This is a genomic window from Actimicrobium sp. GrIS 1.19 (assembly GCF_035984655.1).
Taxonomy (GTDB): domain Bacteria; phylum Pseudomonadota; class Gammaproteobacteria; order Burkholderiales; family Burkholderiaceae_D; genus Actimicrobium.
The window spans coordinates 60,121-83,994 of record NZ_JAXCHT010000018.1; the positions used below are offsets into that span (position 1 = coordinate 60,121).

At 60.5% G+C, this 23,874-nt stretch carries 25 protein-coding genes; all 25 read right to left on the reverse strand.

The window, feature by feature from the left end:
• Positions 1–42: 42 nt before the first annotated feature.
• The 25 genes from RCH09_RS13430 to RCH09_RS13550 all read right to left on the reverse strand — a co-directional run bounded on the left by RCH09_RS13430 (position 43) and on the right by RCH09_RS13550 (position 23,804).
• Positions 43–405, reverse strand: coding sequence for a phosphoribosyl-ATP diphosphatase (locus tag RCH09_RS13430; protein ID WP_326941615.1), 363 nt, complete (start codon positions 403–405; stop codon positions 43–45).
• 4 nt (positions 406–409) lie between these two features.
• Entirely contained in the window at positions 410–814 is a 405-nt protein-coding gene (gene hisI, locus RCH09_RS13435) for a phosphoribosyl-AMP cyclohydrolase (protein WP_326941616.1), read from the reverse strand.
• Positions 811–1,575 (reverse strand): imidazole glycerol phosphate synthase subunit HisF, encoded by a 765-nt coding sequence (gene hisF / locus RCH09_RS13440; protein WP_326941617.1) that lies wholly within the window; start codon positions 1,573–1,575, stop codon positions 811–813. Before hisF ends, hisI begins: the two co-directional genes overlap by 4 nt.
• Positions 1,572–2,366: a 1-(5-phosphoribosyl)-5-[(5-phosphoribosylamino)methylideneamino]imidazole-4-carboxamide isomerase gene (gene hisA, locus RCH09_RS13445; RefSeq protein WP_326941618.1), complete on the reverse strand. Its 795-nt coding sequence runs from the start codon at positions 2,364–2,366 to the stop codon at positions 1,572–1,574. The genes hisF and hisA overlap by 4 nt, the downstream gene beginning before the upstream one ends.
• 65 nt (positions 2,367–2,431) lie before the next feature.
• Positions 2,432–3,070, reverse strand: a complete 639-nt coding sequence (gene hisH / locus RCH09_RS13450) for an imidazole glycerol phosphate synthase subunit HisH (protein WP_326941619.1) — start codon at positions 3,068–3,070, stop codon at positions 2,432–2,434.
• Positions 3,071–3,083: 13 nt separating this feature from the next.
• A complete protein-coding gene (gene hisB / locus RCH09_RS13455) occupies positions 3,084–3,692 on the reverse strand; it encodes an imidazoleglycerol-phosphate dehydratase HisB (RefSeq protein WP_326941620.1) in 609 nt (202 codons plus the stop codon).
• An 18-nt stretch (positions 3,693–3,710) separates the two neighbouring features.
• Positions 3,711–4,799, reverse strand: coding sequence for a histidinol-phosphate transaminase (hisC, locus tag RCH09_RS13460; RefSeq protein WP_326941621.1), 1,089 nt, complete (start codon positions 4,797–4,799; stop codon positions 3,711–3,713).
• Between the two features lie 30 nt (positions 4,800–4,829).
• Positions 4,830–5,618 (reverse strand): DNA-methyltransferase, encoded by a 789-nt coding sequence (locus RCH09_RS13465; RefSeq protein ID WP_326941622.1) that lies wholly within the window; start codon positions 5,616–5,618, stop codon positions 4,830–4,832.
• Positions 5,619–5,633: 15 nt separating this feature from the next.
• Positions 5,634–6,947, reverse strand: a complete 1,314-nt coding sequence (gene hisD, locus RCH09_RS13470) for a histidinol dehydrogenase (protein ID WP_326941623.1) — start codon at positions 6,945–6,947, stop codon at positions 5,634–5,636.
• A 33-nt stretch (positions 6,948–6,980) separates the two neighbouring features.
• Positions 6,981–7,646, reverse strand: coding sequence for an ATP phosphoribosyltransferase (hisG, locus tag RCH09_RS13475; RefSeq protein ID WP_326941624.1), 666 nt, complete (start codon positions 7,644–7,646; stop codon positions 6,981–6,983).
• The gene (gene murA, locus RCH09_RS13480) at positions 7,643–8,893 is read right to left on the reverse strand and encodes a UDP-N-acetylglucosamine 1-carboxyvinyltransferase (protein ID WP_326941625.1); all 1,251 of its coding nucleotides are present in this window, start codon (positions 8,891–8,893) and stop codon (positions 7,643–7,645) included. Before murA ends, hisG begins: the two co-directional genes overlap by 4 nt.
• Complete coding sequence (locus tag RCH09_RS13485; RefSeq protein WP_326941626.1) at positions 8,893–9,129, reverse strand: BolA family protein; 237 nt, start codon at positions 9,127–9,129, stop codon at positions 8,893–8,895. Before RCH09_RS13485 ends, murA begins: the two co-directional genes overlap by 1 nt.
• Before the next feature lie 27 nt (positions 9,130–9,156).
• On the reverse strand, positions 9,157–9,912 hold the full coding sequence (locus tag RCH09_RS13490; protein WP_326941627.1) for an ABC transporter permease: 756 nt from the start codon (positions 9,910–9,912) through the stop codon (positions 9,157–9,159).
• A complete protein-coding gene (locus RCH09_RS13495; RefSeq protein ID WP_326941628.1) occupies positions 9,909–10,820 on the reverse strand; it encodes an ABC transporter ATP-binding protein in 912 nt (303 codons plus the stop codon). The genes RCH09_RS13490 and RCH09_RS13495 overlap by 4 nt, the downstream gene beginning before the upstream one ends.
• Positions 10,821–10,958: 138 nt before the next feature.
• Positions 10,959–11,255, reverse strand: a complete 297-nt coding sequence (locus RCH09_RS13500) for an STAS domain-containing protein (protein WP_326941629.1) — start codon at positions 11,253–11,255, stop codon at positions 10,959–10,961.
• 8 nt (positions 11,256–11,263) lie between these two features.
• On the reverse strand, positions 11,264–11,929 hold the full coding sequence (locus RCH09_RS13505) for an MlaC/ttg2D family ABC transporter substrate-binding protein (protein WP_326941630.1): 666 nt from the start codon (positions 11,927–11,929) through the stop codon (positions 11,264–11,266).
• A 28-nt stretch (positions 11,930–11,957) separates the two neighbouring features.
• Positions 11,958–12,821 carry an MlaA family lipoprotein gene (locus RCH09_RS13510; RefSeq protein WP_326941650.1) on the reverse strand — a complete coding sequence of 288 codons (864 nt, stop codon included), beginning with the start codon at positions 12,819–12,821 and terminating at the stop codon, positions 11,958–11,960.
• Positions 12,822–12,847: 26 nt separating this feature from the next.
• Positions 12,848–13,321, reverse strand: coding sequence for an outer membrane lipid asymmetry maintenance protein MlaD (mlaD, locus tag RCH09_RS13515; protein WP_326941631.1), 474 nt, complete (start codon positions 13,319–13,321; stop codon positions 12,848–12,850).
• Between the two features lie 57 nt (positions 13,322–13,378).
• Entirely contained in the window at positions 13,379–14,158 is a 780-nt protein-coding gene (gene mlaE / locus RCH09_RS13520) for a lipid asymmetry maintenance ABC transporter permease subunit MlaE (protein ID WP_326941632.1), read from the reverse strand.
• Positions 14,155–14,958 carry an ABC transporter ATP-binding protein gene (locus RCH09_RS13525; RefSeq protein ID WP_326941651.1) on the reverse strand — a complete coding sequence of 268 codons (804 nt, stop codon included), beginning with the start codon at positions 14,956–14,958 and terminating at the stop codon, positions 14,155–14,157. The genes mlaE and RCH09_RS13525 overlap by 4 nt, the downstream gene beginning before the upstream one ends.
• Positions 14,959–15,084: 126 nt before the next feature.
• Entirely contained in the window at positions 15,085–16,548 is a 1,464-nt protein-coding gene (locus RCH09_RS13530) for a glutamate synthase subunit beta (RefSeq protein ID WP_326941633.1), read from the reverse strand.
• Positions 16,549–16,592: 44 nt separating this feature from the next.
• Positions 16,593–21,296, reverse strand: a complete 4,704-nt coding sequence (locus RCH09_RS13535; RefSeq protein WP_326941634.1) for a glutamate synthase-related protein — start codon at positions 21,294–21,296, stop codon at positions 16,593–16,595.
• A 177-nt stretch (positions 21,297–21,473) separates the two neighbouring features.
• Positions 21,474–22,178 carry a transposase gene (locus tag RCH09_RS13540; protein ID WP_326941635.1) on the reverse strand — a complete coding sequence of 235 codons (705 nt, stop codon included), beginning with the start codon at positions 22,176–22,178 and terminating at the stop codon, positions 21,474–21,476.
• 97 nt (positions 22,179–22,275) lie between these two features.
• On the reverse strand, positions 22,276–23,259 hold the full coding sequence (locus tag RCH09_RS13545) for a glycosyltransferase family 4 protein (protein ID WP_326941636.1): 984 nt from the start codon (positions 23,257–23,259) through the stop codon (positions 22,276–22,278).
• A complete protein-coding gene (locus RCH09_RS13550; protein WP_326941637.1) occupies positions 23,256–23,804 on the reverse strand; it encodes a GNAT family N-acetyltransferase in 549 nt (182 codons plus the stop codon). The genes RCH09_RS13545 and RCH09_RS13550 overlap by 4 nt, the downstream gene beginning before the upstream one ends.
• Between the last annotated feature and the right edge of the window lie 70 nt (positions 23,805–23,874).

Sequence of the window (23,874 nt, forward strand, 5' to 3'; positions counted from 1 at the left end):
AATACCGCGGTAGGCAAACAAAACGATCTGGCGTAACGGAGATTACCCGATACTTCCGGCATCGGGCGAGGCCGCGCGGCTGGCTTTTTCGTCGAGCCCTGACAGCCCTTCGCGGCGCGCCAGTTCGTCCAGCACCTGTTGCGGCGTCAGATTGAACTGGGACAGCATGATCAGCGAGTGAAACCACAGGTCGGCGCACTCGTACAGCACCTTGTTGGCATCACCGCTGACGCGCGCATCCTTGGCCGCCATCACGGTTTCGGTCGCTTCCTCGCCGATTTTCTTGAGGATCGCGTCATCGCCCTTCGAGAACAGGCGCGCGACATACGAACTGGCCGGGTCGCCGCCGTTGGCCGGCTTGCGGCTTTCGATCACGGCGGCCAGACGGGCGAGAGTTGTGCTCATGATGTCATTTATAAAGTGTCTCGGGATCGACCAGTACCGGATCGACGCTGATCCATTCGCCGTCGCCGGTGGCGCCGTCGAATTTCTGGAAGAAGCAGGAATGCCGTCCGGTGTGGCAGGCGATATTGCCGACCTGCTCCACCTTCAGGAGCACCACGTCTTCGTCACAATCGAGCCGGATTTCACGCACGGTCTGGAAGTTGCCCGACTCTTCGCCCTTGTGCCACAATTTCTTGCGCGACCGGCTCCAGTAGACCGCCTGTCCGGAATCGACAGTACGCGCCAGGGCCTCGCGATTCATCCACGCAAACATCAGCACGTCGTTCGAACCGGCCTCCTGCGCGATCACGGGAACCAGGCCGTTCTCGTCCCACTTAATCTTGTTCAGCCACATCGACTTGATGCTCATGACAATCTCACCGCAATCTGTTGTGCCGCCATGAATTGTTTCGCTTCCGTGATCGTATGCTGCCCATAATGAAAAATGCTGGCGGCGAGGACCGCATCCGCCTTGCCAATCGTGATGCCATCGGCCAGATCCTGCAAACCGCCCACACCGCCCGAGGCAATCACGGGAATGTTTACAGCATCGGATACAGCGGCGGTCAGGGCAAGGTCGAAGCCGCTCTTGGTGCCATCGCGATCCATGCTGGTCAGCAGCAGCTCGCCGGCACCCAGGGTCGCCATCGTCCTGGCCCAGTCGATCACATCGAGACCCGTTGCCTTACGCCCACCGTGGGTGAACACTTCCCATTGCTGATCGCCGGTGCGCTTGGCGTCGATCGCCACCACGATACACTGCGAGCCGTGCTTGCGCGCCGCATCGGCCACCAGTTGCGGATTGCTGATTGCAGCGGAATTGATACTGACCTTGTCGGCGCCGGCATTGAGAAGGCGTCGCACGTCGTCCACTGCGCGCACACCGCCGCCGACGGTCAGCGGAATGAACACCCTGGAGGCGACCGCCTCGATGATGTGCAGGATCAGGTCGCGCTCGTCGGAGGTCGCCGTGATGTCGAGGAAGGTAATTTCATCGGCGCCCTGGCCGTCATAGCGCTGCGCGATCTCGACCGGATCGCCGGCATCGCGCAATTCCAGAAAGTTGACGCCCTTGACCACCCGACCGGCAGTTACGTCGAGGCAGGGGATGATGCGTTTTGCCAGCGTCATGGCGCGTCGATGAACGGTTGCGCGAGCTCGGCGGTGAGCACATCGGCGCGTTCCTGCGCGGAACGCAAATCCAGCGTGCCTTCATAGATCGAGCGACCGCAGATCACGCCTTCGATGCCTTCGAATTGCACTGCGCACAGGTCTTCGACATCCTTGACACTGTGCACGCCGCCCGACGCGATCACCGGAATGGTCATGCTCTGCGCCAGCTTGACGGTGGCTTCCATGTTGATGCCGCCCATCATGCCGTCGCGGCCGATATCGGTATAGACGATCGCCTCGCAGCCGTAATCTTCGAACTTGCGCGCCAGGTCGATGACTTCATGGCCGGTCAGTTTGCTCCAGCCGTCGGTGGCGACCTTGCCGTCGCGGGCATCCAGGCCAACGATGATCTGGCCCGGAAAAGCGCTGCAGGCATCGTGCAGGAAACCCGGGCTCTTGACCGCCGCAGTGCCGATGATGATGTACGACAGGCCGTCGTCGAGGTAGCGTTCGATGGTGTCGAGATCACGAATGCCGCCGCCGAGCTGGACCGGAATTTCGTCCAGGCCATTGGCCAATGCAAAATCCCGCACCGCACGGATGATCGCCTTGACGGCGGCTTCATTCTTCGGCTTGCCGGCAAATGCGCCGTTCAGGTCGACCAGATGCAAGCGGCGCGCGCCCTGTTCGAGCCAGTGTCGCGCCATTGCGCCCGGATCTTCAGAAAACACCGTGGCTTGTTCCATGTCACCTTGTTTCAGGCGAACACAGTGACCGTCTTTGAGATCGATTGCAGGGATGAGCAACATGGCTGGTGGCTAGTCTGGTTAGGTGAATGAGATGAGTGAATGAAAACGCTCGGCATCGAATGTGCTCAAGGAGTCCAGTGCACGAAGTTGCGATACAACTGCAGTCCGGCCGCGGCACTTTTTTCCGGATGGAACTGCGTGGCAAAAATATTATCGCGCGCAACGGCGCAGGCAAACGGCGCGCCATACACGCTGATGCCAGCCACGTGTGCCGCCTGGTCGGGCTGCGCGTAGTAGCTGTGCACAAAATAAAAGTAGCTTTGGTCGTCGATGCCCTGCCACAGCGGATGGGACAGTGCTTGCTGCACACGGTTCCAACCCATCTGTGGCACCTTGAAGCGTGAACCGTCTTCCTGCAATTGTCCATCGAGTTGGAACTTGATGACCTTCCCGGGCAATAAACCGAGGCCGGTCGTCGCGCCCTCTTCGCTCCAGTCGAACAGCAATTGCTCGCCAATGCAGACGCCGAGCAACGGTTTGCTGCGCGCGGCCTCGACGACCGCCTGTTGCAAGCCGGACTCGCGCAGGCTGCGCATGCAATCGGGCATCGCACCCTGCCCCGGCAAGACCACCCGATCGGCCGCCTGGATATCTTCTGCGTGGCTGGAAATCTGCACATTGGCTTCCGGCGCGACATGGCGCAGGGCCTGCGCCACCGAGCGCAGATTGCCCATGCCGTAATCGACTACTACGATGTTGTTCATGGCTGAATAGGGTTTAGAGACTGCCTTTGGTCGACGGGATCATGCCCGCGCCGCGCGGATCAAGTTCGGCCGCCATCCGCAATGCGCGGCCAAATGCCTTGAACACGGTTTCGCATTGATGGTGGGCGTTTTCGCCGCGCAGGTTGTCAATGTGCAGCGAGACCAGCGCATGATTGACGAAGCCCTGGAAAAACTCATGGGTCAGGTCGACATCGAACGAGCCGATCATCGAGCGCTTGAACGGCACATGGAATTCGAGCCCGGGACGTCCGGAGAAATCGACGACAACACGCGACAGCGCCTCGTCCAGCGGCACGTAGGCATGGCCGTAACGGCGGATGCCCTTCTTGTCGCCGATGGCTTGCGCAAAGGCCTGGCCCAGCGTGATGCCGACATCTTCGACGGTGTGATGGGCATCGATGTGCAGGTCGCCCTTGGCTTCGATATCCAGGTCAATCAGGCCGTGACGGGCGATCTGGTCGAGCATGTGATCGAGAAATGGCACGCCGGTATGGAGATTCTGGCGGCCGGTGCCATCAAGATTGATGGACACGCGAATCTGCGTTTCATTGGTGTCACGGGTGACGCTGGCGGTGCGCGCGTTCGGAAGTGCGGTTGGCATGATCAAGGTCGGTTCGAACTACGATGAAAGAACGGCGGTGAGCGCGCTCAGGAATGCGGCATTTTCTTCGGGTGTGCTAACGGTGACGCGCAAGCAATCTTCAAGCAGTACATGCATTTTACCCACATTTTTGATCAGCACTTTGCGCGCCAGCAGTTCGGCAAAGACGGCGTTGGCGGTTTTGCCGTTGGCGCGCACGCGAATGAGCAAAAAATTCGCGGCCGAGGGAAACACCTCGACCCCCGGCAGGCGCGCCAGCGCGGCGGACAGGTCGAGGCGCTCGGCCCGCAAAGCCGCGGCCTGCTGCTCCAGAATGTCGGCGTGGTCGAGCACGAATGCCGCGGCGGCTTCGGTCAGGACATTGATGTTGTAGGGCGGGCGCACCTTTTCGAATTCGGCCAGCAAGGCGGCGCTGGCGGACATGTACCCGAGCCGGATACCGGCCAGCCCCAGCTTGGATACCGTGCGCATGACCAGCAAATTGTCGAACTCCGCCAGGCGTGGCATGAAGGTGGCCTGGGCAAACGGCTGATACGCCTCGTCGACAATGACAACGCCACTGTCGCCGACCGCTTGCAGGATCGCGACAATATCGGCGGCATCGAACAGCGTGCCGGTCGGATTGTTCGGGTACGCCAGATAGATGATCGCCGGGCGCTGCTGCGCAATCGCGGCCAGCATTGCCGGCAGGTCCAGCGTCAGGTCGGCCCGCAGCGGCACGCCAATGAATTCGAGCCCGGCGAATTGCGCCGACAACGCATACATGACGAATCCCGGCACCGGCGCCAGCACCTTCGCACCCGGCTTGGCGCAGGCCACCGACACCATCGCAATCAACTCATCCGAGCCATTGCCGAGCACCACGTCAAACCCGTCGGGGACGCCCATTTTTTCGCGCAAGCGGGCCTTGAGGCCGGCATAGGTCGGCACCGGGTAGCGATTGAGCGCCACCTCGGCGAGCCGCCTGCCCAGCTCGGCGCGCAACTCGGGCGACAGCTGGTACGGGTTTTCCATCGCATCGAGTTTCAGGAAGCCGGCGGCGTCCTGTACGTGATACGGCGCGAGGGCGCGTATGTCAGGGCGGATGATGTGGTCGATCAGAGACATGGTATTGGCTTTACGGCGTGGTTTAAAACCTCAGGCGATGTCGGACGCGCTGAGCAGGTTCTTGTTCTGTGGCAGGTTCAGGCGCTGTCCGATCAGCGCACAATAATCGGCATTCAATTCAAATCCGACAAATTCGCGACCGCACCGCATCGCTGCAACTGCCGTGGTGCCGCTGCCCATGAATGGATCGAGGACAATGCCGCCGGGTGGGCAGGACGCCTTGATCATGCGCTCGATGATTTCGAGCGGCTTCTGGGTCGGATGGTCGGCCCGCTCGCGATGTTCGCGATGCAGGCGCGAGACGCTCCAGACGTCTTTGGGGTTATAGCCAAGTTCCAGCCATTTGGCACCGACAAAGATCGAGCGCGAACGGGCCTTCTTGGTCTCGGCATCATACGGGATCCGGATGGCGTCGAGGTCAAAATGATAATCCCTGGCGTTGACGAAGAAGCCGATCGTGTCATGCACCGATGAAAACTTGCGCACGCTGCCACCCATCGACGGCACCCGGCGATCCCAGACGATTTCGTTGACCATCGTCATGCGCTGCTTGAGCAGCACGAAGATCTCCGGCGAATAGCGCCACGTCAAGAAAATGTACAGGCTGCCGTTGGGCTTGAGCTTTGGCAACGCGGCATCGATCCAGCGCTGCATCCACGCCAGGTATTCGACCGTGGCCAGCTTGTCCGAATCGTTGCCGTAATCCTTGCCCAGGCCATACGGCGGGTCGGCGATGATCAGGTCGATCGCGCCGTCGGGAATGCGCGCCAGGCCGGTCAGCGCATCCTCGCAGAAGACCTGGTTGCGCCACTCAGCCACGCCCGATCCCACGGCTCATTTGAAGCGGAATTCTGCGGAGCGGGCGTGGGCCTGCAAGCCTTCGCCGTAGGCCAGCTCGGCGGCGATCCGGCCCAGCGTTGCCGCGCCAGTCTGGCTGACCTGGATGATCGAGGAACGCTTCTGGAAATCGTAGACACCCAGCGGCGACGAAAAACGCGCGGTGCGCGAGGTCGGCAGGACGTGATTCGGCCCGGCACAGTAATCGCCCAGCGCTTCGGAAGAAAACCGCCCTAGAAACATCGCGCCGGCATGGCGAATCTGCTCGGCCCATTGCGACGACCCCGCGGCCGAAATCTCGAGGTGTTCGGCGGCGATGTGATTGGCGATTTCGCAGGCTTCGGTCATGTCGCGCACCTTGATCAGCGCGCCGCGATCGGTCAGCGACTTGGCGATCACGTCGCGCCGCGGCATCTCCGGCAGCAGCTTGTCGATGCTGGCCTCGACCGCACGGATATACGCGGCATCCGGGCACAGCAGAATCGATTGCGCCAATTCATCGTGCTCGGCCTGCGAAAACAGATCCATCGCGATCCAGTCGGGATCGGTGCTGCCATCGCAGATCACGAGGATCTCGGATGGTCCGGCGATCATGTCGATACCGACGATGCCGAACACGCGGCGCTTGGCGGCGGCGACCCAGGCATTGCCAGGGCCGACGATCTTGTCGACCGGACTGATGGTTGCGGTGCCGTAAGCGAGTGCACCCACCGCTTGCGCGCCGCCGATGGTGAACACACGATCGACCCCGGCAATTGCGGCGGCGGCCAGCACGAGCTCGTTGCGCACGCCATCCGGGGTTGGCACCACCATGATGATTTCGTGCACGCCGGCGACCCGCGCCGGGATCGCGTTCATTAATACCGACGAGGGATAGGCCGCCTTGCCGCCCGGGACGTAAATGCCGACACGGTCCAGCGGCGTGACCTTCTGGCCCAGCACCGTGCCGTCGGCTTCGATGTAACTGAATCCGGCCGAACCGCATTCCTTTTTCTGGCGCTCGTGAAAACTGCGCACCCGGTCGGCGGCCTTTTGCAGCGCGTCGCGGCGCACCGGCGCCAGATTGCGCAGGGCGGCCTGCATCTCTGCCACCGGGATTTCCAGCGCGCCGACGCTGCTGGCGCTGACACGGTCGAATTGGCGGGTGTAATCGAGCACCGCTGCATCGCCATGCAATTTGACCTGCGCCAGGATGTCGGCGGCGGCGCGATCAATGGCAGCGTCGTCACCGGCGTCGAATGCCAGCACTGCGTCAAGTTGCCGGGCAAAATCGGGGGCAGTGGAATCAAGATTGCGTAGCGATAGGGACATGTTCAGCGGCTCGTCGTTGGTGGTTGGAAGGCGTCAGGCTGGGCTCGATGCTTTTTCGAATGCGTCGAGAATCGGTTGCAGCCACTCGCGCTTGAGTTTCAAGGCGGCCTGATTGACCACAAGTCGCGCCGAAATTTCCATGATGTGTTCGACTTCCACCAAATTGTTCGCGCGCAGGGTATTGCCGGTGCTGACCATGTCGACGATGGCGTCGGACAACCCGACCAGCGGCGCCAGCTCCATCGAACCATACAGTTTGATCAGATCGACGTGCACACCCTTGGCAGCAAAATGTTCGCGCGCCGTTTGCACATACTTGGTCGCGACCCGCAACCGCGCGCCATGCCGCACCGCGTTCTCGTAGTTGAAGCCGGCCTGCACCGCGACCGACATGCGGCAGTTGGCGATGTTCAGGTCGATCGGCTGGTACAGGCCCTCGCCGCCGTGCTCGTGAAGCACATCCTTGCCGGCCACGCCAAAATCGGCGGCGCCATATTGCACGTAGGTCGGCACATCCGAGGCGCGTACGATAATCACGCGCACATGGGGATCATTGGTGGGCAGGATCAGCTTGCGCGAGGTTTCCGGATCTTCGGTGACCATGATGCCGGCGGCTTCCAGCAACGGAATGGTTTCTTCGAAGATGCGTCCTTTCGACAGCGCCAGCGTCAATTGTTGCGGCTGCTTTGAAGTGCTCATTTAACACGCTCGATCTGGGCGCCGACCGCGGCCAGCTTGACTTCCATGCGGTCATAGCCGCGATCAAGATGGTAAATCCGTTCGATCAGGGTTTGCCCGCGTGCCGCCAGGCCGGCGATCACTAGCGACGCCGAGGCGCGCAAATCGGTTGCCATCACCGGCGCGCCAACAAAATGATCGACCCCTTTGACAATCGCGACATTGCCTTCGATGTCGATGGCCGCGCCAAGCCGGTTCATTTCCTGCACATGCATGAAGCGGTTCTCGAAGATGGTTTCGGTGACGCGGCTGGCGCCTTCGGCAATCGCGTTGAGTGCCATGAACTGCGCCTGCATGTCGGTCGGAAAGCCGGGATATTCGGTCGTGCGGAAGCTGACCGCCTTGGGCCGCGCTGCCATCTGGACCCGAATCCAGTCGGGGCCGGAAGTCAGGATCACGCCAGCCTGGCGCAGCTTGTCGAAGGCGGCGTCAAGGATGTCGCTGCGGGTGTTTTTCAGGATCACGTCGCCGCCCGTTGCCGCCACCGCGCACAGGAAGGTGCCGGTCTCGATGCGGTCGGCAATCACCGTGTGCTCGGCGCCATGCAACTTCGCCACGCCGCGAATGACCAGACGATCGGTGCCGATGCCGTCGATTTGCGCACCCATGGCGACCAGCAGATGCGCGAGATCCGTCACTTCCGGCTCGCGCGCGGCGTTTTCCAGCACGGTCTCGCCGTCGGCCAGCGTCGCCGCCATCAACAGGTTTTCGGTGCCCGTGACGGTAATCATGTCGGTGACCACGCGGGTACCCTTGAGTTTCTTGGCGCGCGCATGGATGTAGCCGGCTTCGATGTGCACCTCGGCGCCCATCGCCTGCAAACCACGAATATGCTGGTCAACCGGACGCGAGCCAATGGCGCAGCCGCCGGGCAGCGACACTTTGGCTTCACCGAAGCGCGCCAGCAATGGTCCGAGCACCAGGATCGATGCGCGCATGGTCTTGACCATATCGTAGGGCGCTTCGAGCTTGTTGATCGCAGCGCCATTGAGCATCATCCGGCTGCCCTCCTGCTCCGTCTGCAGTCCCATCTGGCGCAGCAACTTGAGCATCGTCGCGACATCCTGCAGCTGCGGGACATTGCTCAGCGCGATCGTATCGGCGGTCAGCAGTCCGGCGCACAAGATCGGCAGTGCCGCATTCTTGGCGCCGGAAATCGTGATTTCGCCAGCGAGGCGGTTGCCGCCAGTGATAAGCAGTTTATCCATTATTGTTGAAACTCTTCGGGGGTCAGTGTCTTCATTGACAGGGCGTGGATTTCTTCGCGCATGCGGTCACCCAGCGCCGCGTAGACGATTTGATGACGCTGGATCAGGCGCTTGCCGGCAAACGCCGACGAGACAATCACCGCCTTGAAATGCTGGCCGTCACCTTCGACTTCAAGGTGACTGCAGTCGAGTCCGGCGGCGATATAGGTTTTGACGAGTTCGGGGGTCGGCAACATAGTTCGGGCTCTTTCAGAAACAGGGTATTACTGACGCAGTTTGTAGCCGCTCTTGAGCATCTTGATCGCAACGGTGGCGAGCACGATCGAAAATACCGCGACAATTGAAAAACTCTGCAGCGGATCGACATCGGACTGGCCGAAGAAGCCATAGCGAAAGCCATCGATCATGTAGAAAAACGGATTGAAATGCGAGACGGTCTGCCACATCGGCGGCAGCGAATGTACCGAGTAGAACACGCCGGACAGAAAGGTAGCAGGCACGATCAGGAAGTTCTGGAACGCGGCCATCTGGTCGAATTTCTCGACCCAGATGCCGACGATTAAACCCATTGTGCCCAGCATCGTGGCGCCGACGACGGCAAAAATCAAAATCCACCACGGCGCAACGAACGACAATTTGGCAAACCAAGCGGTGATGACAAACACGCCAGCGCCGACGGCCATGCCGCGCACCACCGCAGCCAGCACATAGGCACTGAACACTTCCCAATGCGATAAAGGTGTGAGCAGGACAAACACCAGATTGCCGGTAATTTTGGACTGCACCAGCGACGACGATGAATTGGCAAAGGCGTTTTGCAGCACGCTCATCATCACCAGCCCGGGAATCAGGAACGCGGTGTAACGCACGCCCGGATAGACCTGGACATGCTCATCCAGCACATGGCCGAAGATCAGCAGATACAGCATCGCCGTGACGATCGGTGCGGTCAGGGTTTGCGTCGCGACTTTCCAGAAGCGCAGGACTTCCTTGTAAAACAGGGTCTGGAAGCCGATCATTTTTCACCTTCCATAATTTGCAGGAACACATCTTCCAGATCGGCCTGCTGCAACTGCATGTCGTCGATGACCGCGCCGCTTTCGCGCAGGCACGCGAGGATGGGCTCGACATCGGTGTAGTCGGTCACCCGCAGCGTGTATTGCGTGCCGCTGATGAGTTGTTCGGGATGGGCCACCAGCGGAATGAGCCGATCGGGCAAGGCGCCGCTGGCCAGCGTTACGACCAGTTGCGAGCCGGAGATGCGCTTGATCAGCGCGGCCGTCGAATCGAGCGCGACGACCTGGCCGGCCTTGAGCATCGCCACCCGGTTGCACAGTGCCTGCGCTTCTTCAAGATAGTGGGTGGTCAGGACCACGGTGTGGCCTTCGCGATTGAGCCGGGCAATGAATTTCCAGAGGGTTTGACGCAATTCGACGTCAACCCCGGCAGTCGGCTCGTCGAGCACGATGACCGGCGGCTTGTGCACCAGCGCCTGGGCCACCAGCACGCGGCGCTTCATGCCGCCGGACAGCGCGCGCATGTTGGCGTCGGCCTTGCTGGTCAGGTCGAGATGATGCATTACCTCGTCGATCCATTTGTCATTGTTCTTCAGGCCGAAATAGCCGGACTGCATGCGCAAGGTCTCGCGCACCGTGAAGAAAGGATCAAATACCAGCTCCTGCGGCACCACGCCAAGGCGGGCGCGCGCGGCGCGATAGTCGGTCACGACATCGTGCCCTTCGACTGTCACGGTGCCGGAATCTGCGCGGTTCAAGCCGGCGATGATCGAGATGAGGGTGGTCTTGCCAGCGCCATTCGGTCCGAGCAAGCCGAAAAATTCGCCGCGCTCGATCGTCAGCGAGACGCCATCAAGGGCGCGCAGCGCGTGGTAGTTCTTTACAACATTGGTAATCTGGATGGCAGCCATAACGGCGAGGTGCGCAATTCGTAGAGGTGAGCCTGCAACAGCGGTCTGGTAACCGCCCAATCGCGTGGCGAAAGCATTGAATTATAGGGGAATTCTCTTTCCCGGGAGGGACAACAGGGAACGTGGCGACCGCAACGGTCAGTGATGTGGCAGATCGGAACGGGCGCCCGCGGCCGTGCCCAGCTGCAGCAGATCGGCAACGCCATACAACACACTCAGGCCAACCAGATTGGCGGGAGGATTCATCAACGCCAGCGACGTGGCGTTGGCCCGTGCGGCGCGTTGCCAGGCCAGCAAGACCGCCACAGCGCTCGAATCGATGGCATCGACCCGGGCCAGATCGATGCTGGTCTGGCCCGACGCGATGGCGCGCAGGCCCTCTTCAAGTACGACTGTCGCATTGTCGAACGTCATTGCCTGCGCGGGTGCGAACATCACTGCAATCAGGAAGCGTCAGCGGACTTTGCCTTGCCCTTGGCGGCAGTCGCGTCAGCCAGCTTCTTGTTCTTGTCGGACAACGCCTTGATCAGGCCGTCGATACCGTTCTTGCTGATTTCGGAAGTGAAGGTGCTCTTGTAGCTTTCGACCAGCCACGCGCCCAGCACATTGACGTCATAAATTCTCCAGCCGCCGTTGGTCTTTTCGAGGCGATAGTTCAACTGGATCGGCTCACCGCGAGGCTGCACCACCTGCGAGCGCACTTCGACATCGGTATCGCTCGGCTCCGAACGCATCGGCTTGAACTCAACCTTCTGGTCACGCACCTGCGAAATCGCGCCGGAGTAGGTATAGACCAGCAGCGTGCGGAATTCCGCAATCAACTGCTGTTTCTGCTCCGGCGTGGCTTCGCGCCAGTTTTTGCCGGCTGCCAGCATGGTCATTTTCTGGAAGTCGACAAATGGCAGGATCTTCTCTTCCACAACCTGCAGCACGCGTTTCTGGTTTCCGCTTTGTACTTCCTTGTCGGCCTTGGCAATATCCAGCACTTCCATGCTGATACGCTTGACCAGCGCATCGGGCGCCTCGGCGTCAGCAGCGAGTGTGGCACCGCTGAAGAACATCGCAGCGGCGGCAAGGGCAAGGGCAAATAATTTTTTGATGAGGTTCATGATGATTAGTGTGTTCGTTGACGTGAAGTTAGTCGTGACTGACGCTTAACCGTGTTGGCGTGATTCCGGATGACACGATCGCTGGTGTTTCGACATATTGTCGGGCGTCTTCACCAGTCTTGGGAGTTGCAGCAGCGTCGGTCGCCTCGACATTGACCGCGCGCTTGTCTGTGGTCACCTCCGCATCCTGCAAGGGTTCGTCATCCAGCGACGAGCGTTTTCCCTTCGACGCAGGCGAGTCGCCATCATTGATCTTGCTCTGACGTCGCTGCAGATAGGCATCGCGAATGAATTCATAACGGTCGATAGCGGCATCCTCGATCAGCGTCGAGGCGTCCAGTACTGAAGCGCGCAGATCCACCAAACGGACTGCAGTACCAACGTTACGCCAGTTGACCGGTTTTTTGTAGCCCCAGATATCACCGGCGAAGTCGACCGGTGTCGCGGCCGTGTCACGCAGCGTGGAGGGCCCGAACAGTGGCAACACCACGTACGGACCCGACTTCACTCCCCAGACACCCAGCGTCTGACCGAAATCCTCGTTGTGCTTCTGCAAACCGACTTCCGAGCCGATATCCAGCACCCCGGCGATGCCGAACGTCGTGTTGATTGCAACCCGCATGACGTCGTTCATGCCATTTTCGAGCTTGCCCTGCAGCAGATTGTTGACTGCGGTCCAGACGTCGCCCAGGTTGCCAAAAAAATTGCCGACACCGGTCTGGACGAACTGCGGCAGCACGTTCTTGTAGACCGTTGCGGCCGGCTTCAGCACCACCCGGTCAAGGCCGTCGTTGAAACTGAACATCGAGCGGTTGAAGCCTTCGAATGGGTCCTGCGGATTGTTGCTGCGCGTCGTGGCGCAACCGGATAGCGCAACAACCAGTGTCAGCATTGCCGCGTGTTTGAATGTGGTGAGGTTCACTTCTTTTCGTCCTTTCCTTCGGCCGCCTTGCTGAACAAGAACTGACTGATCAGGTTCTCGAGCACGATGGCCGACTGGGTCATTTTAATTTTGTCGCCGGCGACCAACGCATTCGTATCACCACCCGGCTCGATGCCAACATATTGTTCACCCAGCAAACCGGATGTAAGAATCTTCGCCGAACTGTCCTTCGGAAACTTGTAGCGGCTTTCCAGACTTAACGTCACGGCAGCCTGAAAACTTTTATCATCAAAGGCAATGTCGGCCACCCGCCCCACCACCACGCCGGCACTCTTGACCGGCGCGCGCGGCTTGAGGCCGCCAATGTTGTCGAATTTGGTCGTCAGCGAATAGGTGTTGCCGGTCGACAGCGAACCCAGATTCCCGGCCTTCATCGCCAGAAAGAACAATGCGGCCGCACCCAACAGCACGAACAGACCAACCCAGAGATCCAGTGATTTTCGCTGCATGACCCGAAACCTTAACAAAGAGGAAAAACAAATTGCGCGTGACTGCCCGGACTGTTCCTAGTCGAACATCAATGCCGTCATCAGAAAATCCAGCCACAGCACCGACAGCGAAGCAATCACCACGGTGCGGGTGGTAGCTCGCGCCACGCCTTCCGGGGTGGGCTGCGCTTCGTAGCCCTGATATAGCGCCACGAAGGTTACGGCAAATCCGAACACCACGCTTTTAATTACACCATTGGCGATGTCTTTCCAGACATCGACCCCGCCCTGCATCTGCGACCAGAACGCACCTTCATCGACCCCGATCAACTGCACGCCGACCAGATAACCGCCGATGATACCGACGGCGCTGAAAATCGCAGCCAGTACCGGCATCGCGATCACGCCTGCCCAGAAGCGCGGCGCCAGCACACGCTGGATCGGATCGATCGCCATCATTTCCATTGCCGACAACTGTTCGCCGGCTTTCATCAGACCGATTTCGGCCGTCAGCGAGGTGCCGGCGCGACCGGCAAACAACAGCGCGGTCACGACCGGCCCGAGTTCACGCGTCAGCGACAGCGCCACCAGCAAACCCAGCGCCTGCTCGGAACCGTACTTGTTAAGGGTGTAGTAGCCCTGCAGGCCAAGCACGAATCCGACAAACAGTCCGGAGACGGCAATGATCACCAGCGAATAATTACCGACAAAATGAATCTGGTCGGTGATCAGGCGCGGCCGTCGCCACAGTCCACCCGATGCCCGCAGAATGGCAAAGAAGGCGCGTGCGCCGTAACCGAGGTTTTCCATCAACCCGCGCGTGGCGGCGCCAATGGCGACAATCCAGGCGAGGCTCATGACTGTATCTCCAGGCCCAGATCGGCAGCCAGCGATTTCCCGGCGTAGTGGAATGGCACCGGGCCATCGACTTCGGCATTGACGAACTGCTTGACGTACGGGTCCTGTGACGCGCGCATTTCGGTCGGCGTACCGTGGGCGACGATTTTTCCCTGCGACAGAAAATACACGTAGTCGGCAATCAGGAACGATTCATTGACATCATGCGACACCAGGATCGAGGTCAGGCCCAGTACATCATTGAGCTGGCGAATCAGATTGGCGGTCACGCCCATCGAAATCGGATCGAGCCCGGCGAACGGCTCGTCGTACATGATCAGTTGCGGATCGAGCGCAATGGCGCGAGCCAGCGCCACCCGTCGCGCCATGCCGCCCGACACTTCGGCCGGCTTCAGTTGCGCCGCATTGCGCAGACCAACTGCCTGCAGCTTCAACAACACCAGGTCGCGAATCAGGTCTTCCGGCAGGTCGGTATGTTCACGCAACGGGAAGGCGACATTCTCGAAGACGCTCAAATCGGTAAACAAGGCGCCATGCTGAAACAGCATGCCCATTTTGCGCCGCATCGCAAACAGTTCGGGATTCGTCATCGTGTGCACGATTTGCCCGGCGACGTTGACGCTGCCCGCTCCGGGCTTGATCTGACCGCCGATCAGTCGCAGCACCGTGGTTTTACCGGAGCCGGAACCGCCCATGACTGCAATGACTTTACCGCGCGGGAAATCCATGCGCAGGCCCGAAAGAATCGGGCGTTCACCATAGGAAAAATGCAAATCACGGATTTCGATGAGGTTGACCACAGCGGGAATCAAGGAGGACAAGGGCGTGATTGTAGTGCAGATCGGCACTTCGCTACGTTCGTTGCACAAGATCCAACAATCCGTTGCCTATCCGCGATTAGCAATGCGACAACTTGACCTGCATGATCAACGCGGCAGCACCGATTCACCCATCAAAAATGTGTCGACCGCCTGCGCGCACTGGCGCCCTTCGCGAATCGCCCAAACCACCAGCGATTGGCCGCGCCGCATGTCACCGGCAGCGAATACCTTCGCCACCGAAGTCTGATAGCTGCCGGCGCCGTCGGTTACCGCCTTGGCATTGCCGCGCGCGTCGAGTTCGACACCAAAGGCCTGTAGCACTTGCGCAACGGGCGATACAAAACCCATCGCCAGCAGGACCAAATCGGCTTTCATTTCGAATTCGGAGTTCGGAATTTCCTGCATGCGGCCGTCCTTCCACTCGACGCGTGCAGCGATGAGCTTGTCGACCTTGCCATTCTTGCCCTCCAGGCGCTTGGTCGCCACTGCCCAATCGCGCTCGCAACCTTCCTGGTGCGACGACGACGTGCGCAGTTTGGTTGGCCAGTAAGGCCACACCATGGGTTTGTTTTCCTGCTCGGGCGGCTGCGGCATCAGTTCGAACTGGGCAATCGACGCGGCGCCATGGCGGTTCGAGGTGCCGACGCAATCGGACCCGGTATCACCGCCACCGATCACGATGACGTGCTTGCCGGTGGCCATGATCTGGTCCTTGACCTTGTCACCGGCGTTGATCTTGTTCTGCGCGGGCAAAAAATCCATGGCGAAATGGACGCCCTTAAGTTCGCGCCCGGGCACCGGCAGGTCGCGCGGCTGTTCCGCGCCACCCGCCAGGATCACGGCATCGAAATCATGTTCGAGCTGCTCCGGAAAAATCGTTTCGCGCGCCTGGTTCGGCACATTGGCGGGAAAGTCCTTGCCGATCAAGACGCCGGTGCGAAACACCACGCCTTCGGCTTGCAGTTGCTCGATGCGCCGATCGATGTGGCTCTTTTCCATCTTGAAGTCCGGAATGCCATAGCGCAGCAGGCCGCCGATGCGATCGCTTTTTTCAAACACGGTGACGTCATGCCCGACCCGCGCCAGTTGCTGTGCAGCGGCCAGGCCGGCCGGGCCGGAGCCGACGATGGCGATCTTCTTGCCGGTGCGCGTAGCCGACGGTTGCGGCACGACCCAGCCGTTTTCCCAACCCTTGTCGATGATGAAATGCTCGATCGATTTGATGCCTACCGCGTCGCTGTTGATGCCCAGCGTGCAGGCGCTTTCGCACGGCGCCGGGCAGATGCGGCCGGTGAACTCGGGGAAGTTGTTGGTCGAGTGCAGGGTCTCCAGGGCTTCGCGGTAGCTGCCGCGATACACCATGTCATTCCAGTCCGGGATGATGTTGTTGACCGGACAGCCTGTAGTGCAGAACGGGATGCCGCAATCCATGCAACGCGCACCCTGCACCTTGGCCTCGGCATCTTTCAGATGCACGATGAATTCCTTGTAATGCTTGGTGCGCAGTTGCGGCGCTTCGCTTGCCTCGGACAGACGCGCAAACTCGATGAAGCCAGTCACTTTTCCCATGATCGATCCTGTGATGCGCCGCTATCTGGAACGGCAAATTGATGTTATGCGGCGATCTTTTCTTTGCCGGTCTTCACGCTTGCGGGGGCCGCGGCCTTCGCTGCGCCCATTTCAGTCAGCGCGCGCTTGTACTCGAGCGGGAACACCTTGACGAATTTCGTCCGCGCGCTAACCCAGTCATCGAGCAGATTGCGGGCACGGGTGCTGCCGGTGTACTTGAAGTGGCGTTCGATCAGGCCCTTCAGAATCGCTTCGTCAGTTTGCCCGGGCTCGCCACGGGCGATGCTGTGCCAGATGGCGCGATCGACGCTCTGCTCCTGCTCGACATGACTCATGACCGGCTCCAGCGCCACCATCGACAGGTTGCATAGCGATTCGAATTCACCGGCCGGGTCATACACGTAGGCGATGCCGCCGGACATGCCGGCAGCGAAGTTGCGGCCGGTGTCACCCAGCACCACCACGGTGCCGCCGGTCATGTATTCGCAACCATGATCGCCGCTGCCTTCGACCACCGCTGTCGCGCCGGAATTGCGCACTGCAAAGCGTTCACCGACCACGCCGTTGATGAATGCCTCGCCGGAAATCGCGCCGTACAGCACGGTGTTACCGGCGATGATGTTGTCGACCGCACGACCACGGAATTCGGTATTCGGACGCACGATGATGCGACCGCCCGACAAGCCCTTGCCGACATAATCATTGCCCTCGCCGACCAGATCGATCGTGATGCCATGTGCCAGAAATGCTGCCGCCGATTGTCCGGCCGTACCCTGCAACTGGATGTGGATGGTGTCGTCCGGCAGGCCGTCGTGGCCATAGCGCTTCGCAACTTCGCCCGACAGCATGGTGCCCACCGTGCGATTGACATTGCGTACCGGCGAAATGAACGACACCCGTTCGCCTTTTTCGAGTGCGGCCCTGGCTTGCACGATCAGCTTGTGATCGAGCGCCTTGACGAGGCCATGGTCCTGCTCCTCGACCTGATAGCGCGGCTCGTCCATCGGCATCTCGGGCAGATGGAAAATCCGGCTGAAATCCAGCCCCTTGGCCTTCCAGTGCGTGACGGCTTTTGACTTGTCGAGCAAATCGGCGCGCCCGATCAATTCATTGAAGGTCGCGATGCCGAGTTGCGCCATGATCTGACGTGCTTCTTCAGCGACAAAGAAGAAGAAGTTGACGACGTGTTCCGGCTTGCCGGCGAATTTCGCGCGCAGCACCGGGTCTTGCGTGGCGACACCGACCGGACAGGTATTCAGATGACACTTGCGCATCATGATGCAGCCTTCCACCACCAGCGGCGCCGTGGCAAATCCGACTTCGTCGGCGCCCAGCAATGCCGCAATCACCACATCGCGGCCGGTCTTGATCTGACCATCGGCCTGCACCCGGATACGGCTGCGCAGACGGTTGAGCACAAGCGTTTGCTGGGTCTCGGCCAGGCCCAGCTCCCACGGCGAACCGGCATGCTTGATCGAGGACAGCGGCGATGCGCCGGTGCCGCCGTCGTGCCCGGCGATGACGACATGGTCCGACTTGGCCTTGGCAACCCCGGCGGCAATCGTACCGACGCCCACTTCGGAAACCAGCTTGACCGAAATCGAGGCTTTCGGATTGACGTTCTTGAGATCGTGAATCAACTGTGCCAGGTCTTCAATCGAATAGATGTCGTGGTGCGGCGGCGGTGAAATCAGCCCCACGCCTGGCACCGAGAAGCGCAATTTGGCAATGTATTCCGACACCTTGTGGCCCGGCAGCTGACCACCCTCGCCCGGCTTGGCGCCCTGCGCCATCTTGATCTGGATCTGGTCTGCCGAGATCAGGTATTCCGCTGTGACACCGAAGCGTCCCGAGGCCACCTGCTTGATCTTCGAACGCAGCGAATCGCCGGCCTGGAGCGGAATCTCGACTTCGATATTCTCCTTGCCAATGATCGACGCCATCGTATCGCCCTGCTTGATCGGAATGCCCTTGAGTTCCTGCCGGTAGCGATGCACGTCCTCGCCGCCTTCGCCGGTATTGGACTTGCCGCCGATGCGATTCATGGCAATGGCCAGCGTGGCATGCGCTTCGGTGGAAATCGAACCGAGCGACATGGCGCCGGTGGCGAAGCGCTTGACGATTTCCTTGGCCGGTTCGACTTCGTCGAGCGGGATGGCCCTGGACGGATCGATCTTGAATTCGAACAGGCCGCGCAGCGTCATGTGACGCTTCGACTGATCGTTGATGATCTGGGCGTATTCCTTGTAGGTGTTGAAGTTGTTGGCGCGCGCCGCGTGCTGCAGTTTGGCGATGGCGTCGGGGGTCCACATGTGTTCTTCGCCGCGCACCCGGAACGCGTATTCGCCACCGGCTTCCAGCGCATTGGTCAGCACCGGGTCCTTGCCGAAGGCGGCGCGATGCAGTCGCAGTGCTTCTTCGGCCACTTCGAACACGCCGATGCCTTCGACGTTCGAAGCGGTACCCTTGAAGTATTGATTGACCAGCGACTTGTTGAGGCCAATGGCTTCGAAAATTTGCGCGCCACAATACGACATGTAGGTCGAAATGCCCATCTTCGACATGACCTTGAGCAGTCCCTTGCCGATCGCTTTCTGGAAGTTGGCGATGGCCTTTTCCGGCGTCAGATCGGCAGCCAGTTGCTGCGCCATGGCGGCCAGCGTATCCATCGCCAGGTACGGATGGATGGCCTCGGCGCCGTAGCCGGCCAGCAGTGCGAAGTGATGCGTCTCGCGTGCCGAGCCGGTCTCGACCACCAGCCCGGTCGAGGTGCGCAGACCCTTGCTGACCAGGTGCAAGTGGATCGCCGAGGTCGCCAGCAGCGCCGGAATCGCGACCTGTTCACCATCCACCTTGCGGTCGGAAATGATCAGGATGTTGTGGCCGGAGCGCACCGCATCGACAGCCTTGGCGCACAGCGAAGCCAGGCGCGCCTCGATGCCTTCCTTGCCCCAGGCGACCGGATAGCAGATGTTGAGTTCATGCGACTTGAACTTGCCGCCGGTGTGCGCGCTGATATTGCGCAGCTTGGCGATGTCGCCGTAATCCAGCACCGGCTGTTTGACTTCCAGCCGCATCGGCGGATTGATGTTGTTGGTATCGAGCAGATTGGGCTTGGGCCCGATGAATGACACCAGCGACATCACCATCGCTTCGCGAATCGGATCGATCGGCGGATTGGTGACCTGCGCAAACAGCTGCTTGAAGTAGTTGTAGAGGGTCTTGTCCTTGTTCGACATCACGGCCAGCGGCGAGTCATTGCCCATTGAACCAGTGGCTTCTTCACCGTTGACAGCCATCGGCGTCATCAGGAACTTCAGGTCTTCCTGGCTGTAGCCGAACAGTTGCTGGCGATCGATCAGTGGCAGCGTCGAGGTCGGCTCGGCCGGTTCGGCCTTGAGCGCGCCGAGGCGGATCCGGACCGAGGCGATCCATTGCTTGTAGGGCTTGGCGTTGGCGTAGGTGTCCTTGAGCTCCTTGTCGCCGATGATGCGACCAGCTTCGAGATCGATCAGGAACATCTTGCCAGGCTGCAGGCGCCATTTCTGGATGATCTTCGACTCCGGAATCGGCAGCACGCCGGATTCGGACGCCATCACCACCAGGTCGTCGTCGGTGACGATATAGCGTGCAGGACGCAAGCCATTGCGGTCGAGCGTGCCGCCGATGTGCCGGCCATCGGTAAACGCCATCGCGGCCGGGCCGTCCCACGGCTCCATCATCGCGGCGTGATATTCATAGAACGCGCGCCGGTTGTCGTCCATCAGCGCGTGGTTTTCCCAAGCCTCGGGAATCATCATCATCATCGCCTGGGCAATCGGGTAACCGGCCATCAACAGCAGCTCAAGGGCGTTGTCGAAACAGGCGGTGTCGGACTGTCCTTCGTAAATCAGCGGGAACAACTTTTGCAGGTCATCGCCCAGCACGGCGGATTTCATGACCCCCTCACGGGCGCGCATCCAGTTGAAGTTGCCCTTGACGGTGTTGATCTCGCCGTTGTGCGCGATCAGCCGATACGGGTGGGCCAGTGGCCATTCGGGGAAAGTATTGGTGGAAAAGCGCTGATGCACCAGTGCCAGCGCCGTCAGGCAGCGCGGGTCCTGCAAATCTTTGTAGTAGACGCCGACCTGGTCCGCCAGCAGCAGGCCTTTGTAGACCACCGTGCGGGCCGACATCGACGGCACGAAGAACTCCTTGCCATGCAACAGATTGAGTGCCTGGATCGCATGACCGGACGACTTGCGGATCACATACAGTTTTCGTTCGAGCGCGTCGGTGACCATGATGTCCGGGCCGCGGCCAATGAAGATCTGGCGGATCACCGGTTCCTTGTCGCGCACGGTGGGCGACATTGGCATCGTCACGTCGACCGGCACGTCGCGCCAGCCCAGTACGACCTGTCCTTCGGCCAGCACGGCGCGTTCAATTTCCTGCTCGCAGGCGATACGCGAGGCATTCTCTTTTGGCAGAAACACCATTCCGACGCCAAACTCGCCCGGCGGCGGCAATGTCACGCCCTGCGCCGCCATCTCTTCGCGGTAGTACTGGTCCGGCACCTGAATCAGAATACCGGCGCCATCGCCCATCAAGGTATCGGCGCCCACCGCGCCGCGATGGTCGAGATTTTTCAGGATCAGCAATCCCTGCTCGACGATCGAGTGCGATTTGTGGCCCTTGATATGGGCGATGAAACCGACGCCACAGGCATCATGTTCATTGGATGGGTCATACAGACCTTGCGCGTGCATAGCGATTCTCCAGACCGGACGAGTTTGATCGCCCAGCATAGTGCAGCGCAACACATCCCGCAACCTCTTTAATTAGGGTCAGAGTCAATTTAAATTCGCTAAATTCTCCTTCAAATTTAAATGGGGACAGAGTCAATTCGGGGTGAACGGGAAGGTACACCGATTGCCGCCCTCACCTCACACGGGCTCGCTCGGCTCGACCTTCCAGGGGCGACCGCGCTTGGCGGGCCCGACCCGCCGCTGAATGCGCTTTTCCAGCGTATTGCGAAAGTGCGGCGAACCTAGCGCCCAGCCTTTCAGCGTCGCATCGGTCAGTGCGGTCACCTCCTGGCCGCTCAGGCCTTGCTCAACCAGGGCACGATAGGCGGCTTCGCGCTGGAATGGCGTATTCCCGAGCGACCAGTACAGCGGGTGATCGGTAATCAACGGGTCGGCCTGCGTCCCGACATGGTGTGCGTAGCTTGACCAGACGAAGTCGGCCGGGCTGGCGACCATCCCCGCGCGCACCGGATTGAGCTCGATGTAGCGCGAGCAGGTCATCAGGTAGCGTTCCGAGTCGATCACAGTCGCCTTGAAGCGCCCCTGGAACAGCGTGCCGACGCGCTGATACTTGCGATTGAAGTACGGTACGTAATGGCGGCCGATCCATTGCATCATGCGGCTCAGCCCCTCCTTGTCGGACGGTGTCGCCAGCAGATGGAGGTGATTTGGCATCAGCACATAAGCATGCAGCGACACATGAAATTGCCGCGCACCCTCGCGCAGCCACAGCAAAAAGCGCTGGTGATCTTCATCATCACGAAAGATCAGCTGGCGGTCGTTGCCACGCTGAATGATGTGGTGGGGCTGCTCAGGGACAACCAGTCGAGGTAAACGCGCCATGGCGGGATGTGGTGTCAGGGAAGGTGGGGTTGGCGCATTTTAATTGACTCTGACCCCAATTAAACAGGAATAAGTTGACTCTGACCCTAATTAATTTTTATGCGCGCAGGAATAACATTCTTGCCTGCAGCGCTTCCGGGCTGAACAGCGCTTCGACCGTGCGGCGGGCGTTGGCGCCGATTCGGGCGCGCAGAGCGGGGTCGTGCTGCAGCTCGGCCAGAATGGCGGCAGCCTGGTCGGTTGTATCAAAGAGGAATCCATTTTCGCCGTGGCGGATATGGTCGGCGTAGCCACCGTGACGATGGCATACCACTGGCAAGCCGCACGCCATTGCTTCAAATACAACACGCCCGAAGGTTTCGACGTGGACGCCAGTGCGGTAATAGAACACATCCAGTCCACCAAGAAACGCCTCGGCGGCAATTTGCCCTTCCGGCAACAGCTGCAACGCTGGCGTGACGGGCAGGTCGGGCGCCAGGATGGTCGCGCCCTGAAGGCGAATTTGCCAGCCGGCGGCAAGCAGGGTTCGATACAACGGCAGGTCGTCGGGGTGGTGCTTGTCGGCGGTGTCGCGGCTCAACCGGCCCAGCACCAACGGCGCGTCCGGCGCACGCACTTTGGCATGCGGCATGAAGCGGGTGAGATCGATCGGGGATGGGTGGACGGTGCCATCGATACCCAGCAAGCGTTTCTGGAACTCGGAGATCAACACGTATTCGGTGCGCGGCCAGCGCAACAGCGGCGGGCGTTCACTGGTCAATTGCAGCACCTTGGGATGAAAGGTGTTGAAGACATAGATCAGCCGGCGCGGTCGCGCAATCAGATAGGGCCAGATCCGGTTGCGCCAATGCGCGCCGAAGAACACGTAATTACCGCCATTCGGCACGCGCCCGTGCAATACCGACAGGCGCTGGATCGGATAAGCCTCCAGCAGCGCCGGCGAGGCCTTCGATGATGTCGCCCACATCTGCACCCGGACTTGCTGCGACAGCAGGTGGTAGACCGCCAGCGTCTCGAGCTCACTGCCGCCGAACGGATTCTGGAAACCATTGAACAGATGAACAGTCTCGACCGCACTCATTGGCGCCATTCCGGGCCGAGCACGGCATAGCAGTTCAGGTCATGGAACTGGCCGCCCCAAAAGGCCTGTTCCCGATGCACACCCTCGAAGCGAAACCCAAGGCGGGTCAGGACGGCAATCGAGGCATGATTATCGGCGTGGCTTTCGGCCTGAATCCGGTGCAAGCCCATCGGCCCGAATCCGTGCGCGAGCACCGCGCGCAGTGCCGCGGTCATGTGTCCCTGGCCGGTGGCGTCGCGCGCCAGCTCGAAGCCGAGCAGGCAGTTGCGCCAGCTTTTATTCCAGCGGAAAAATCCGCAACTGCCGATCAGCCGGCCATCGCTGCGCCGCTCGATGCCCCAGCGCACCCCGGTGCCGCCGGCAAACCAGCCGGCAAACATTGCGGTGATCTGGTTGGCCTGGGCGATATCGGTAATCGGGTCGACGCCGAACCAACGCATCGTCTCCGCGTCCGAGTGAATCTGGAACAGGGCATTGGCATCGCTTGCGACGATTTCGCGCAGGATCAGGTGTTCGGTGTGCAGCGTCGGAAAAATCGGAGTCATCGGGCCGGGCGGCGGGTTGGGAGGGCGCGCCCACGATAGCGCAAAGTCGCCCCACAATCAATCGCACCAG

What these genes read in the sequence shown, in the direction of transcription:
- hisA (WP_326941618.1), bottom strand. Translation starts at nt 2,366, where the DNA reads ATGTTGCTCATCCCTGCAATCGATCTCAAAGACGGTCACTGTGTTCGC.
- RCH09_RS13485 (WP_326941626.1), bottom strand. Translation starts at nt 9,129, where the DNA reads ATGTTGCCGACCCCCGAACTCGTCAAAACCTATATCGCCGCCGGACTC.
- RCH09_RS13535 (WP_326941634.1), bottom strand. Translation starts at nt 21,296, where the DNA reads ATGCACGCGCAAGGTCTGTATGACCCATCCAATGAACATGATGCCTGT.
- RCH09_RS13500 (WP_326941629.1), bottom strand. Translation starts at nt 11,255, where the DNA reads ATGTTCGCACCCGCGCAGGCAATGACGTTCGACAATGCGACAGTCGTA.
- RCH09_RS13510 (WP_326941650.1), bottom strand. Translation starts at nt 12,821, where the DNA reads ATGCTGACACTGGTTGTTGCGCTATCCGGTTGCGCCACGACGCGCAGC.
- RCH09_RS13505 (WP_326941630.1), bottom strand. Translation starts at nt 11,929, where the DNA reads ATGAACCTCATCAAAAAATTATTTGCCCTTGCCCTTGCCGCCGCTGCG.
- hisH (WP_326941619.1), bottom strand. Translation starts at nt 3,070, where the DNA reads ATGAACAACATCGTAGTAGTCGATTACGGCATGGGCAATCTGCGCTCG.
- RCH09_RS13490 (WP_326941627.1), bottom strand. Translation starts at nt 9,912, where the DNA reads ATGATCGGCTTCCAGACCCTGTTTTACAAGGAAGTCCTGCGCTTCTGG.
- RCH09_RS13530 (WP_326941633.1), bottom strand. Translation starts at nt 16,548, where the DNA reads ATGGGAAAAGTGACTGGCTTCATCGAGTTTGCGCGTCTGTCCGAGGCA.
- mlaE (WP_326941632.1), bottom strand. Translation starts at nt 14,158, where the DNA reads ATGAGCCTCGCCTGGATTGTCGCCATTGGCGCCGCCACGCGCGGGTTG.
- RCH09_RS13540 (WP_326941635.1), bottom strand. Translation starts at nt 22,178, where the DNA reads ATGGCGCGTTTACCTCGACTGGTTGTCCCTGAGCAGCCCCACCACATC.
- RCH09_RS13545 (WP_326941636.1), bottom strand. Translation starts at nt 23,259, where the DNA reads ATGAGTGCGGTCGAGACTGTTCATCTGTTCAATGGTTTCCAGAATCCG.
- murA (WP_326941625.1), bottom strand. Translation starts at nt 8,893, where the DNA reads ATGGATAAACTGCTTATCACTGGCGGCAACCGCCTCGCTGGCGAAATC.
- hisI (WP_326941616.1), bottom strand. Translation starts at nt 814, where the DNA reads ATGAGCATCAAGTCGATGTGGCTGAACAAGATTAAGTGGGACGAGAAC.
- RCH09_RS13495 (WP_326941628.1), bottom strand. Translation starts at nt 10,820, where the DNA reads ATGGCTGCCATCCAGATTACCAATGTTGTAAAGAACTACCACGCGCTG.
- hisD (WP_326941623.1), bottom strand. Translation starts at nt 6,947, where the DNA reads ATGTCCCTATCGCTACGCAATCTTGATTCCACTGCCCCCGATTTTGCC.
- hisG (WP_326941624.1), bottom strand. Translation starts at nt 7,646, where the DNA reads ATGAGCACTTCAAAGCAGCCGCAACAATTGACGCTGGCGCTGTCGAAA.
- RCH09_RS13430 (WP_326941615.1), bottom strand. Translation starts at nt 405, where the DNA reads ATGAGCACAACTCTCGCCCGTCTGGCCGCCGTGATCGAAAGCCGCAAG.
- RCH09_RS13550 (WP_326941637.1), bottom strand. Translation starts at nt 23,804, where the DNA reads ATGACTCCGATTTTTCCGACGCTGCACACCGAACACCTGATCCTGCGC.
- mlaD (WP_326941631.1), bottom strand. Translation starts at nt 13,321, where the DNA reads ATGCAGCGAAAATCACTGGATCTCTGGGTTGGTCTGTTCGTGCTGTTG.
- hisC (WP_326941621.1), bottom strand. Translation starts at nt 4,799, where the DNA reads ATGTCTCTGATCGACCACATCATCCGCCCTGACATACGCGCCCTCGCG.
- hisB (WP_326941620.1), bottom strand. Translation starts at nt 3,692, where the DNA reads ATGCCAACCGCACTTCCGAACGCGCGCACCGCCAGCGTCACCCGTGAC.
- hisF (WP_326941617.1), bottom strand. Translation starts at nt 1,575, where the DNA reads ATGACGCTGGCAAAACGCATCATCCCCTGCCTCGACGTAACTGCCGGT.